Consider the following 13,521-nt stretch of genomic DNA (forward strand, 5'->3'; position numbering starts at 1 on the left):
ATAGAGGTGTAAAAAATTTAACTCAAAGGAGAGTAAAAAATGTCAATTATTACTGATGTTTACGCTCGCGAAGTCCTAGACTCACGCGGTAACCCAACACTTGAAGTAGAAGTTTATACTGAATCAGGTGCTTTCGGACGTGGTATGGTTCCATCAGGAGCTTCTACTGGTGAACACGAAGCAGTTGAACTTCGCGACGGTGACAAATCTCGTTACGGTGGTCTTGGTACACAAAAAGCTGTTGACAACGTAAACAACATCATCGCTGAAGCAATCATCGGCTACGATGTACGTGACCAACAAGCTATCGACCGTGCTATGATCGCACTTGACGGTACTCCTAACAAAGGTAAATTGGGTGCAAACGCAATTCTTGGTGTGTCTATCGCTGTAGCTCGTGCTGCTGCTGACTACCTTGAAATCCCACTTTACAGCTACCTTGGTGGATTCAACACTAAAGTTCTTCCAACTCCAATGATGAACATCATCAACGGTGGTTCTCACTCAGACGCTCCAATCGCTTTCCAAGAATTCATGATCGTACCTGCTGGTGCACCTACATTCAAAGAAGCTCTTCGTTGGGGTGCTGAAATCTTCCACGCACTTAAGAAAATCCTTAAATCACGTGGTTTGGAAACTGCCGTAGGTGACGAAGGTGGATTCGCTCCTCGTTTCGAAGGAACTGAAGACGGTGTTGAAACTATCCTTGCTGCGATCGAAGCTGCTGGATATGTTCCTGGTAAAGACGTATTTATCGGATTTGACTGTGCTTCATCAGAATTCTACGATAAAGAACGTAAAGTTTACGACTACACTAAATTCGAAGGTGAAGGAGCTGCTGTACGTACTGCTGCAGAACAAATCGACTACCTTGAAGAATTGGTAAACAAATACCCAATCATTACTATCGAAGATGGTATGGACGAAAACGACTGGGATGGTTGGAAAGCTCTTACTGAACGTCTTGGTGGTAAAGTTCAATTGGTTGGTGACGACTTCTTCGTAACAAACACTTCTTACCTTGAAAAAGGTATTGCAGAAGGTGCTGCTAACTCAATCCTTATCAAAGTTAACCAAATCGGTACTCTTACTGAAACATTCGATGCTATCGAAATGGCGAAAGAAGCTGGTTACACTGCTGTTGTATCACACCGTTCAGGTGAAACTGAAGATTCAACAATTGCTGACATCGCAGTTGCAACTAACGCAGGACAAATCAAGACTGGTTCACTTTCACGTACAGACCGTATCGCTAAATACAACCAATTGCTTCGTATCGAAGATCAACTTGGTGAAGTAGCTGAATACCGTGGATTGAAATCATTCTACAACCTTAAAAAATAATCGTTGATTTAACAACGTTTTTAGCCCCTCGGATTTTATCCGAAGGGCTTTATTCTGTTCAGGGGGGAAAAAGGGGGCTGAGATTATGGTATAATAGACAAAAACACTTGTATTAGAAAGAAACTATGTCTAAAGAAATTGATATTGAGTATTACCATCAACTAGCACTGCAAAAGCAGAAGGAGCATCGTAAAGTGTTAGCTAATCTAAAGAAAAAACCACCTAAAAACTTAGATAAGATTGCGCAGCAGATTCACCAAGAAGTCTTTGCTGAGATTGATTGCACTGCCTGTGCCAACTGTTGCAAGACTTTGGGACCCGACTTTAAAGAAGCAGATATTACCCGTATTGCTAAGTACTTTAAGATGAAATTACCAGCCTTTGAAGCAGAGTTTTTACAGGTGGATGAAGATGGGGATAAAGTTTTCAAATCCATGCCTTGCCCCTTTCTAGGAGGAGACAATCTCTGCTCAATCTATGATGTTCGTCCCAAGGCTTGCCGTGAATTTCCCCATACAGACCGGAAAAAGATCCATCAAATTAATCATTTGACGATTAAGAATACCTTGACCTGTCCAGCAGCATATCTCTTTGTTGAGAAATTAAAAAATAAGTTATAGAATTTACACCTTTAAATCTTGTACAAAGATTCTAGTGTGGAAGTATCTTGTATTTGTTAGAATATAGATAGAATTGAACACGGACTAAAAGCTATGCGAAAAAGAAAAAATTACCTAGAATCAGAAGAACCAGCGTTAATTTTCCTATTTTCACTTTGCTTTTAACGACCTTTGTATCTTGTGGAGGTAAGAAAAGAAGAATATGATGCATCAATTCAATCAAACCATGGATTATTTGGAGCAGCAGCTGACTGGAGAAGTGGATATGAAAAGATTTCAGCAGTTATCGGGCTATTCTTATCCTCTCTTTAGCAGGCTATTTTCTATCCTGGCAGATATGACATTAGCAGAATACTTGCGCAATCGCAGGTTGTCAGAAGCTTTGACAGACTTGCGGGAAGGCTCTGAGAAAGTCATTGACATAGCACTGAAATACGGCTATGAGTCTGCTGACGCCTTCAGCGCAGCATTTAAGAAATTCCATGGTTCAACTCCCTCAGAAGTTCGAAATGGAAAACCTTATCGGGTCTTTCCTAGACTTCAATTATCCTTAAAGATTACAGGAGGAAAGAACATGGATGTCAAGATTCAAAAGAAACCTGCTTTTACCGTGGCAGGCGTTCTATTGGAAGCTATTGACAATAGCAAATGCCCGTCCGCTTGGGAGAATCTCTATAACAATCACAGTGTTGAAAACCTAGAAAGTTTGGGTAGTGGGCAATCCTTTGGTGTCTGCTCGGATGTCAAAGAAGGCGAAATCATCAACTATATGGCCGCTTATGATGTCGTGGATAAAGCGAAAGCAGAAGAACTAGGTCTGTCCATCAAAGAAATTCCAGAAGCTGAATATGCTATCGTCCCAGTCAAAGGTCCTATACCAGCTAGTATTCACAATGCTTGGAAATATGTCTTGGAGGTCTTTTTCCCTGAAACAGGCTATCGCCACTCAGGCTCATCAGACTTCGAAGTCTATATCGAAGGTGACATGTTGTCACCTGACTATCAAATGGAACTCTGGATACCAGTGATTAAAAACTAGAACATTATCTGACAATTTATAAAGATGCAAATTGAACTCTGTAGAAAGAATCTCTACAGAGTTTTTAATTGTTGACATTCATGTCTGTAAACAAACAAACCATATTTTTTGTTTGGATTTTATGGGGCATGCGAATAGTTTTCTCGGTATAATAGTCCCATAGAAGATAAGGAGGCAAGAATATGCAGATGTATTTTGGAGATGTGTCGCTTTGCTATAACTATTCATTGGCTATGGCACTGGATGCCTATGGTTATGACTTTAAAGCAGAGTTTTTAGAGGCAATTATGGTGATGGGCAATGGCGCTAGTATTGTAAAGGAAGATGAACGACACCCTCTAGTATTCTTTGACAATGGAATGCCAGATCTTTCAATATCTCATTCTTTAAAAATACTTGGGTTTGACTATGAGGACTTCTATCTAAAAGATGGAGTGAAAGTAGATTTAGAAGAGGTTAAAAGAAAGTTGGAAACATTTCTGTCCAATGGACCTGTCGTACTGGGACCTCTTGATATGGGCCATCTGATCTACAATCCCAATCACACAATTCTTTATGGTGTGGATCACTTTGTAACTGTGTATGCTCTTGATAGTCAGTATCTCTATTTGCATGATCCAGCTGGTTTTTCCTGTATAAAGGTTGCTTTTAATGACATTTTAGAAGCTTGGAAGGCAGAGGCTATTGACTATAAGCGTGGAGCTTATTCCATGTGGGGAAATTTTAAGAAGGTCAAGAGTCCTAGTCAGTCTGAAATCTATCAGGAAACAGCAAGGATTATGAAAAACCGATATCTGAATGGTCAAAATGGTGTTTTGGAATGCTATGCAAAATCAGTTGCTGAAAATGGCTTAAATACAGAGCAAAAACAATTGCATCAGTATTTCAGCTTTAAACTTGCTGCTGTTCGAAATCTCTATCTCAGTAAGTTCTTAAAAGATCATGATCCAGAAGGGGCAAGATTAAAAGAGGAATTGGCTACTCTATTTGGTCAAGCCCACCTTTCATGTTTAAAAGAAGATTACCAAGAACTAGCCCACTTGCTCTATCAGATAGCAGAATTGGATGGTCGCTTTAGAGATTTATATGTAAAGTAGTGACTATAAGCATAAAAAATAGTTAGTAAAAGCAGTTTTTCGTAAAATGAAGAACTGCTTTTTGATTATGGTATAATGAAGTAAGAAAACACCTTAACCTACTAGAAAATGAAGGGAGAACTCCTATGCCTAGACCAAGAACAAAAGAGGAGTTGGTGCTAGCCTCTAAGGAAAAATATGAAAAGCTCAATCACTTTATATCTAAATTAAGTGAAGAGGGGCTACAGACTCCTTTTGATTTTTCAAAAGACCAAAAGAAAAAAGAAGCTCACTGGAATAGAGATAAAAATCTACGGGATGTCCTGATCCATCTCTATGAATGGCATCAGTTACTTTTGAATTGGGTAGATTCTAATCAAAAGGCTCATGAAAGACCTTTTCTCCCCGAACCTTATAATTGGAAAACTTATGGAGAAATGAATGTCGCTATTTGGAAGAAGCACCAGAAAACATCTTTAGAAGAAGCGACTAAACTACTAGAGCAATCGCATGAAGAGGTTTTAGAGTTGATGGAAGGCTTCAGCAATGACCAACTCTTTACCAAAGGTATCTATAAGTGGACAGGAGGGACAAGTCTAGGTTCCTACTTTGTGAGTGCCACTTCCAGTCACTATGATTGGGCTCTGAAAAAACTCAAAGCTCATCAGAAAAATTGTAAGAATAACTAGTTAAAGTGAGTATGAAGTTTAGAAAAAAGTCTTCTAAGCTTCGAATAGCTTCATTCTCGTGATTTTTGAGTTATTCTAGCTTTAGAATCCTTCTAAAATTAAAATTTAGGGTTATCATAAACTTAGAATAGCACTAAAACATTTATATCGATGCAATTCTAAGTTTAGAATTACAATGATATTAAAGAAGTTGGACTGTTCGATGCTTAGAATGCCTTTGTTCTGAGAAATGTTGACTTGAAACGGATTCGAAAGGCTTATTTCTGATATAGGGTGATAGATAGATGGGGGAAATGATGAACATACAAAAAGAGAAAGTTAGAAAAGAGTTGGTGTCCCTCTGTTTGGGAGAGTTCACAGCCGTCCTATCTATTTGGTTTTGTTTTTTCCTTTTGAAAAATAGGCTTGGTGATTGGAATGGTTTGATCTCTATTCTTCATCCGTTGTCTTTACTGACATTTATATTGCTTCAAGGTTCGACCTATTGGGCAATTTTGATTAGAAGACTGTCAAATCACCAGTTCGGAAATGGAAATGTGCGGAAAATATATGGTGGTTTCAGAATACTAGACCTTGTTTTACTTATTTCAGGCTTTCCTTTTATTGTCTGGAATACCCAGAGTATCCTAGGGACTATCTTAGCCACGTTGATACAGCTTTTTGCCCTTATAGAATGGGTTAATTATTTCCTCGTACGCCTATCTTATAGTTTGAATCCACTTGTTTTATGGAAACGAATTACCAAGGGAAAACTTGAAAAGAGCAGAATAGCCAAGGAGTTGAGGTAGGGGAATGAATGTATGTTTTAGATACTATCAATATAAAACTTTAGTTGACGTTAAATAATATTAAAAATGAATAGGAGAATATCTATGTCTGTAGGGTTAATGGTTGGTTATAATTGGTGGACTATAGGAGAAGGGAGTCTTTTTAATTCATTCTTTTCGACTATTTATGTTCGCTTAGAGAATAATGAGTGGGGAAGTAGATACCCAGTAATAATGAATAAGCTTTACTGGGGAGATGTTCCTTTTGAATCTGTTGAAAAAGGAATAGAGGAGTTGTTATCTATCCAAGAAGAGTTGAAAAAATTTCTCCCTCAGGATGTTATATGGGATTTTGAAGATTTGTCACTCACTCCTCCTTGGGGAAATAATATCGCAGAGCATATAACAAATTTATCGCATTATTTCATAACGAGTTCCGGAAAAGATTTAATAGAAGTTTTGCTGACTAGTTTTAGATTTGCACTTGAGCACGGTCAAAATGTGAGTGTAAAAAGTATTTGAAACTCAATAAATCAAAGATTCATTTATGCTATAATATTCTTAATGAATTTTCAGAAAGGAAACTCAATGCCCTACAAATTTCTACTCTTCGACCTTGACCACACCTTGCTTGATTTTGATGCTGCTGAGGATGTGGCTTTGACGCAACTTCTAAAAGAAGAAGGAGTTGCGGATATTCAAGTCTATAAAGAATACTACGTTCCTATGAACAAGGCTCTCTGGAAGGACTTGGAGCAAAAGAAAATCCGTAAACAAGAACTGGTTAACACGCGCTTTTCTCGTTTATTTGCTCATTTTGGACAGGAAAAAGATGGTAGGTTACTTGCCCAGCGTTACCAATTTTACTTAGCCCAACAGGGACAAACTCTTTCGGGTGCTCATGAACTCTTGGACAGCCTCATCGAACGTGATTATGACTTGTATGCTGCGACAAATGGCATTACTGCCATTCAGACGGGACGTTTGGCTCAATCTGGTCTGGCTCCCTATTTCAACCAAGTCTTTATCTCTGAACAGTTGCAAACACAAAAACCTGATGCACTATTCTATGAAAAAATCGGTCAGCAGATTGCAGGATTTGATAAAGAAAAGACGCTGATGATTGGAGATTCCTTAACTGCCGACATTCAAGGTGGCAATAATGCTGGCATTGACACTATCTGGTACAATCCTCAACGAATCGAAAATCACACACAAGCCCAGCCAACTTATGAAGTCCATTCTTACCAAGACTTGCTAGATTGTTTGGATGCTATGTAGTGCTTTTCCTAAGAGGGGATGATATGGAAACTAAAGTCATTGAAGAGATTGACAATTTACTAAACCTCATCGAGCAGTATCAGTTAAAAGGTGTGGTTGCTCAAGTAAATTCGTTAAAAGAGTTAAAGTATATCATAAGCAATCATATAGAGTTAAGTACTCGAGAGAAGATGAATATTCACTATTCACTCTTTCTTCCTAGGGGTGGCTTATCTGAGCTCTACTATATGGACGCTAATTTTGAACGGATGATGTCTGTAAATAATCAACTTTCCTATGCTATTGAAACAATCGAAAAGTTTTTAATGGCTGATTGATACTGTGAATACTAATGTCCAATACTAGGATGAATAACAGTATATATAAGAACTGTAAAAAGTGGTTTAGATAGCCACTTTTTGCTATAATAGAGGCAGTAAAAACGAAGGAGTTGGCGATGCAACACTCATCATGGCATGCTTTGATTAAGGAGCAATTACCTGAAGGTTATTTCGGGAAAATCAATCAATTTATGGAACAGGTCTATGCTCAGGGAACTGTCTATCCACCTAAGGAAAAAGTTTTTCAAGCTCTCTTGACTACTCATCTGGAAGAGGTTAAGGTGGTGATTCTAGGGCAAGACCCCTATCACGGGCCAGGTCAAGCGCAGGGTTTGAGTTTTTCTGTACCCGATGCTATCCCAGCTCCGCCGTCCTTGCAAAATATCTTGAAAGAATTGTCGGATGACATCGGAGCTAAGAAATCCCATGATTTGACAGCTTGGGCTGAGCAAGGAGTCTTGCTTCTCAATGCTTGCTTGACGGTTCCTGCTGGGCAAGCCAATGGTCATTCTGGGCTAATATGGGAGCCCTTTACTGATGCTGTGATTCAGGTGGTCAATCATCTAGACAGACCTGTAGTCTTTGTGCTCTGGGGCGCTTATGCACGTAAGAAGAAGGTCTTGGTTACCAATCCTCACCACTTGATTATCGAATCAGCCCATCCTAGTCCGTTATCGGTTTATAGAGGATTTTGGGGTTCCAAGCCTTTTTCCAAGGCCAATGCATTCTTAAAAGAGACAGGACAAGAGCCAATCGATTGGCTTAGATAAGGAGAAAATATGCCTCAGTTAGCGACTATTTGCTACATTGATAACGGAAAAGAACTGCTCATGCTCCATCGTAATAAGAAACCCAATGATGTCCACGAAGGAAAATGGATTGGTGTGGGTGGTAAGCTAGAGCGAGGGGAGACACCTCAGGAGTGCGCAACGCGTGAAATCCTCGAAGAAACAGGGCTCAAAGCCAAGCCAGTACTTAAAGGTGTTATCACTTTTCCTGAATTTACGCCAGATTTAGACTGGTACACCTATGTTTTTAAGGTGACAGAGTTCGAGGGTGACTTGATTGACTGCAATGAGGGAACCTTAGAATGGGTTCCCTATGATGAAGTCTTAAGCAAGCCGACTTGGGAAGGTGATCACACCTTTGTTGAGTGGCTTTTAGAGGACAAACCCTTCTTTTCAGCCAAGTTTGTTTATGATGGGGATAAATTGTTGGATACCCAAGTTGATTTCTATGAATAAAGGAGAAAGCAGATGCTACTAATCAAAAATGGTCGTGTAATGGATCCCAAGTCTGGTTTGGATCAAGTGTGTGATGTTTTGGTCCAAGATGGGAAAATTGTCAAAATTGCCCCTGAAATCAAGGAAGAAGGAGCAGAGCTAATTGATGCTACTGGTCTTGTAGTTGCGCCTGGACTAGTTGATATTCATGTTCATTTCCGTGAACCTGGTCAGACCCACAAGGAGGACATCCATACTGGGGCACTAGCGGCTGCTGCAGGTGGTTTTACAACGGTTGTTATGATGGCTAATACCAGTCCAACCATTTCGGACGTAGAAACTTTGCAAGAAGTTCTTCAGTCAGCTGCCAAGGAAAAAATTAACGTCAAAACGGTTGCGACTATTACCAAGAACTTTAATGGCCAAGATTTGACAGACTTTAAGGCACTCTTAGAAACAGGTGCGGTTGGTTTTTCTGATGACGGGATTCCCCTTGAAAGTAGTAAAGTGGTTAAGGAAGCCATGGAGGAAGCCAAAAAACTCAATACCTTTATCAGCCTTCATGAGGAAGATCCAGGTTTGAACGGGATTCTTGGCTTTAATGAAAACATCGCTAAGGAACATTTTCATATCTGTGGGGCGACTGGGGTGGCTGAGTACGCTATGATTGCGCGTGATGTTATGATTGCCTATGCAACCAAGGCCCATGTTCACATCCAGCATTTGTCTAAGGAAGAAAGTGTCAAGGTAGTGGAATTCGCTCAAGGTTTGGGAGCACAAGTCACAGCAGAAGTAGCGCCACAGCATTTCTCTAAGACAGAAGCTCTTCTTTTAACTCAAGGAAGCAATGCCAAAATGAATCCTCCGCTTCGTTTGGAATCAGACCGTCGTGCTGTTATCGAAGGTCTCAAGTCAGGTGTTATCACAGTTATCGCGACAGACCACGCTCCTCACCATGCAGATGAGAAAAATGTAGAAGATATCACCAAAGCACCATCTGGTATGACAGGTTTGGAAACCTCTCTTTCTCTTGGTTTGACTTATTTGGTGGAAGCTGGTGAGCTAAGCTTGATGGAATTGATTGAAAAAATGACTGTCAATCCAGCCAAACTTTACAACTTTGAAGCTGGTTACTTGGCTGAGAATGGTCCAGCGGATATCACTATCTTTGATGCTAAGGCTGACCGCCTTGTGGACTCACACTTTGCTTCAAAAGCAGCTAATTCACCATTTATCGGTGAAACTTTAAAAGGGCAGGTTAAATATACCATCTGTAAGGGACAAATCGTCTATCAAAACTAGATGGGATTCTGCTCTATAAACTATAAGAATAGAGAGCGTATATGTATCCAACCCATCAATTTAAAGACAAGTTTGTCTTATTTCTTAAGATATTTTTTCCTATCCTAATTTATCAATTTGCCAATTATTCTGCCTCTTTTGTTGATACAACTATGACTGGGCAGTACAATACCATGGACTTGGCGGGGGTGTCAACCGCAACGAGTCTATGGAATCCTTTCTTTACTTTTTTAACAGGGATTGTTTCGGCCATGGTTCCCATCATAGGCCATCATCTGGGACGGGGCAAAAAGGAAGAAGTAGCATCTGATTTTTACCAATTTATCTACTTGGCTTTCGGACTGTCTTTGGTCTTGCTTGGAATGGTAGTATTCTTAGCGCCACCTGTCTTAAACAACATCGGACTAGAAGCTCAAGTGGCGGCAGTTGCAGTTTCCTATCTTTGGTACCTTTCTATCGGGATTATTCCCTTGTTGCTTTTCAGTGTCATTCGGTCTTTGTTGGATTCTCTTGGTTTGACCAAGTTATCTATGTATCTGATGCTCCTATTACTTCCGCTAAATAGTGGTTTTAACTATCTCTTGATATATGGAGCATTCGGTTTTCCTGAGCTTGGTGGTGCAGGAGCAGGTCTGGGAACTTCCCTAGCCTATTGGGTTTTATTGGGGATTTCTCTGCTTATTTTGTTCAAACAAGATAGGTTAAAAGCGTTACATCTTGAGAAACGGATTCCACTCAATATAGATAAAATCAAGGAAGGTGTTCGGCTAGGTCTACCAATCGGGGGAACCGTCTTTGCGGAAGTAGCTATTTTCTCCGTAGTGGGACTAATCATGGCTAAGTTTTCATCGCTCATCATCGCCAGTCACCAGTCAGCTATGAACTTTTCGAGTCTCATGTATGCTTTTCCTATGAGTATTTCCTCTGCTATGGCGATTGTTGTGTCTTACGAGGTGGGGGCCAAACGTTTTGAGGATGCAAAAACCTATGCTCGTCTGGGAAGAGTAACCGCCCTTATGTTTGCAGGTCTTACCCTGTCCTTTCTCTACATTTTTAGAGATCGTGTAGCAAATCTATATGGAAATGGCCCTCAGTTCATTGAAACAACTGCTGTATTTCTAACCTACAGTCTCTTTTTTCAGTTAGCTGATACCTTTGCGGCTCCTCTCCAAGGAATTTTAAGAGGCTATAAGGACACTATCGTTCCTTTCTATCTTGGATTAATCGGATATTGGGGAGTAGCGATACCACTAGGATATCTACTAGATCAAGCAACTGACTTAGGGGCATTTGCCTACTGGATTGGGTTAATTGCCAGCTTGATTGTTTCTGGTTGTTTGTATCAATGGCGTTTGAAAACCGTAATGAAAAAATTGAGCTAATTTTTGGGAAATATCCTGAAAAAGAACTTTGTGAAAAAACGCTCCAACTAGAGGGAATCCCTGTTTTAACAGGGATTTATTTTTTTATATTGTGAAATTTTATTAGCCATATACTTTGACAGTGTATACTAAAAAAGGTAAAATAGTAAGGTAAGAACAAAGTTAGAAAGGCAAGATTATGTCAACTTTAGATAAGAATCTTTTGCTAGAGATGTTCCGTAAGATGGAAGAAATCCGTCGCATGGACTTAAAAATTGCTCAGTTAGTGAAAAAGGGGAAAGTTCCCGGTATGACTCACTTTTCTGTCGGAGAGGAAGCAGCTAACGTCGGAGCGATGCTGGCTCTTAATCCAGATGATCTGATTACCTCAAATCACCGTGGACACGGGCAAGCTATTGCCAAAGGGATTGACCTCAACGGAATGATGGCTGAAATCCTCGGGAAATACACTGGAACCTGTAAAGGAAAAGGTGGTTCTATGCACATCGCCGACCTTGATGCGGGTAACCTTGGTGCCAATGGTATCGTAGGTGGTGGTATGGGAATCGCTGTCGGTGCAGCCCTCAGTCAGCAAATGCAACATACTGGTAAAATCGTTGTCTGCTTCTTTGGAGATGGCGCGACCAACGAGGGTGTTTTCCACGAAGCAGTGAACATGGCTTCTATCTGGAAACTTCCTGTTATTTTCTACTGCATTAACAACGGTTATGGGATCTCTGCGGATATCAAGAAAATGACCAATGTGGAGCATATCCATCAACGTAGTGCTGCTTATGGAATCCCTGGAATGTTTATCGAAGATGGAAACAATGTCATCGATGTCTATGAAGGATTTAAGAAAGCCGTAGACCATGTTCGTGGTGGCAATGGACCAGTTTTGATCGAAAGTGTAACCTATCGCTGGCTTGGTCACTCATCATCTGACCCTGGTAAATATCGTACCCGTGAAGAAGTGGAATTGTGGAAACAAAAAGACCCAATCGAAAACCTTCGCAAGTACCTCGTTGAAAATAATATTGCGAGTGCAGAAGAATTGGAAGAAATTCAAGCACAAGTCAAGGAAGCAGTGGAAGCTTCTGTTAAATTTGCAGAAGAAAGTCCATTCCCACCACTAGAATCCGCATTTGAAGATATTTACGCAGACTAAGGAGAAAGAGATAAAAATGGAAACAAAAACAATGTCGTTCCGTGACACCATTATCCTTGCTATGTCTGAGGAAATGCGTCGCGATGAAAATGTATTCTTGATGGGAGAAGACGTCGGTGTCTTCGGAGGAGACTTCGGAACTTCTGTTGGAATGCTCGAAGAATTTGGTCCAGAACGTGTCCGTGACTGTCCGATTTCTGAAGCTGCCATCTCGGGAGCAGCAGCAGGAGCAGCCATGACAGGACTTCGTCCAATTGTCGATATGACCTTCATGGACTTCTCGGTTATTGCCATGGATAATATCGTCAACCAAGCTGCTAAAACACGTTATATGTTTGGTGGTAAAGGTCAGGTTCCAATGACTGTACGTTGTGCAGCTGGTAACGGAGTTGGTTCTGCGGCCCAGCACTCGCAATCTCTAGAGTCTTGGTTTACACACATCCCTGGTCTCAAGGTTGTAGCTCCAGGTACGCCTGCGGACATGAAAGGACTGCTCAAGTCTTCTATCCGTGATAACAACCCTGTTATCATCCTTGAATACAAGTCAGAATTTAACCAAAAAGGGGAAGTGCCAGTTGATCCAGACTACACAATCCCACTTGGAGTTGGTGAAATCAAACGCCAAGGTACAGATGTAACAGTCGTTACTTATGGAAAAATGCTTCGCCGTGTGGTTCAAGCTGCTGAAGAATTAGCAGAAGAGGGAATTTCAGTTGAAATTGTGGACCCACGTACTCTTGTACCGCTTGATAAGGATATCATCATTAACTCAGTGAAGAAGACTGGTAAGGTGGTGCTAGTCAACGACGCCCACAAAACAAGTGGCTATATCGGAGAGATTTCAGCTATTATTTCAGAATCAGAAGCATTTGATTATCTAGACGCACCAATCCGCCGTTGTGCAGGAGAAGATGTGCCAATGCCTTACGCACAAAACCTAGAAAATGCAATGATTCCAACAGTTGAAAGCATTAAAGATACCATCCGTAAGACTTATAACAAAGAATAATATTGCATAAATTAAATTACGTAAATTTTTAAAGATTTTAACTTTAGTAACTTGAGGTATGTTTTGTATCCAAGTTGTATATAAAGTTGCGACAGTTTTTTGACGAATCGATCATATTCGACAAAAAACTTAGTAAGCCTACTAGGTTGACCGCCTAATAGCGGCAACCGTAGTAACTTGAGACGCGTTTCGTGTCCAAGTTACTTGTAGAGTTGAACACGGGCTAAAAGCTCGGAAAAAAGATAAATCTCCTTGACTTCATCGAAGTCTGCGTTGATTTCCGATTTTTCGGTCGCTTTTAAACGCCCTTTGCATCATGTAA

The 13,521-nt window shown here is 40.4% G+C and carries 15 protein-coding genes; all 15 read left to right on the plus strand.

The features are described from left to right. The first annotated feature begins 39 nt into the window (after positions 1-39). The 15 genes from eno (at position 40) to MP387_RS04500 (ending at position 13,199) form a co-directional block, all read left to right on the plus strand. The gene (gene eno / locus MP387_RS04430; protein WP_000022824.1) at positions 40-1,344 is read left to right on the plus strand and encodes a surface-displayed alpha-enolase; all 1,305 of its coding nucleotides are present in this window, start codon (positions 40-42) and stop codon (positions 1,342-1,344) included. A gap of 125 nt (positions 1,345-1,469) precedes the next feature. Further along, complete coding sequence (locus MP387_RS04435) at positions 1,470-1,964, plus strand: YkgJ family cysteine cluster protein (protein ID WP_242747975.1); 495 nt, start codon at positions 1,470-1,472, stop codon at positions 1,962-1,964. 202 nt (positions 1,965-2,166) lie between these two features. Then, complete coding sequence (locus tag MP387_RS04440) at positions 2,167-3,003, plus strand: AraC family transcriptional regulator (protein ID WP_242747977.1); 837 nt, start codon at positions 2,167-2,169, stop codon at positions 3,001-3,003. A gap of 182 nt (positions 3,004-3,185) precedes the next feature. Continuing rightward, complete coding sequence (locus MP387_RS04445) at positions 3,186-4,100, plus strand: peptidase (protein ID WP_242747979.1); 915 nt, start codon at positions 3,186-3,188, stop codon at positions 4,098-4,100. Between the two features lie 125 nt (positions 4,101-4,225). Beyond that, complete coding sequence (locus MP387_RS04450; RefSeq protein WP_242747981.1) at positions 4,226-4,768, plus strand: ClbS/DfsB family four-helix bundle protein; 543 nt, start codon at positions 4,226-4,228, stop codon at positions 4,766-4,768. A 284-nt stretch (positions 4,769-5,052) separates the two neighbouring features. Then, the gene (locus MP387_RS04455) at positions 5,053-5,556 is read left to right on the plus strand and encodes a hypothetical protein (protein WP_242747983.1); all 504 of its coding nucleotides are present in this window, start codon (positions 5,053-5,055) and stop codon (positions 5,554-5,556) included. A gap of 84 nt (positions 5,557-5,640) precedes the next feature. Further along, a complete protein-coding gene (locus MP387_RS04460; RefSeq protein WP_242747985.1) occupies positions 5,641-6,057 on the plus strand; it encodes an Imm70 family immunity protein in 417 nt (138 codons plus the stop codon). A 66-nt stretch (positions 6,058-6,123) separates the two neighbouring features. Next, on the plus strand, positions 6,124-6,816 hold the full coding sequence (gene pynA, locus MP387_RS04465) for a pyrimidine 5'-nucleotidase PynA (protein ID WP_242747987.1): 693 nt from the start codon (positions 6,124-6,126) through the stop codon (positions 6,814-6,816). Between the two features lie 23 nt (positions 6,817-6,839). Continuing rightward, positions 6,840-7,133, plus strand: a complete 294-nt coding sequence (locus MP387_RS04470) for a hypothetical protein (protein ID WP_033629749.1) — start codon at positions 6,840-6,842, stop codon at positions 7,131-7,133. 119 nt (positions 7,134-7,252) lie between these two features. Then, a complete protein-coding gene (locus tag MP387_RS04475; RefSeq protein ID WP_242747989.1) occupies positions 7,253-7,906 on the plus strand; it encodes a uracil-DNA glycosylase in 654 nt (217 codons plus the stop codon). Positions 7,907-7,915: 9 nt separating this feature from the next. Continuing rightward, positions 7,916-8,380, plus strand: coding sequence for an NUDIX hydrolase (locus MP387_RS04480; protein WP_001135781.1), 465 nt, complete (start codon positions 7,916-7,918; stop codon positions 8,378-8,380). 12 nt (positions 8,381-8,392) lie between these two features. After that, on the plus strand, positions 8,393-9,661 hold the full coding sequence (locus tag MP387_RS04485; protein WP_242747991.1) for a dihydroorotase: 1,269 nt from the start codon (positions 8,393-8,395) through the stop codon (positions 9,659-9,661). 41 nt (positions 9,662-9,702) lie between these two features. Then, positions 9,703-11,043, plus strand: a complete 1,341-nt coding sequence (locus tag MP387_RS04490; RefSeq protein ID WP_242747993.1) for an MATE family efflux transporter — start codon at positions 9,703-9,705, stop codon at positions 11,041-11,043. A 178-nt stretch (positions 11,044-11,221) separates the two neighbouring features. Continuing rightward, positions 11,222-12,190 carry a thiamine pyrophosphate-dependent dehydrogenase E1 component subunit alpha gene (locus MP387_RS04495; RefSeq protein WP_084932536.1) on the plus strand — a complete coding sequence of 323 codons (969 nt, stop codon included), beginning with the start codon at positions 11,222-11,224 and terminating at the stop codon, positions 12,188-12,190. A 16-nt stretch (positions 12,191-12,206) separates the two neighbouring features. Next, positions 12,207-13,199, plus strand: a complete 993-nt coding sequence (locus tag MP387_RS04500) for an alpha-ketoacid dehydrogenase subunit beta (protein WP_242747995.1) — start codon at positions 12,207-12,209, stop codon at positions 13,197-13,199. Positions 13,200-13,521 lie beyond the last annotated feature (322 nt).

Source organism: Streptococcus oralis, from assembly GCF_022749195.1.
Lineage (GTDB): Bacteria > Bacillota > Bacilli > Lactobacillales > Streptococcaceae > Streptococcus > Streptococcus oralis_CI.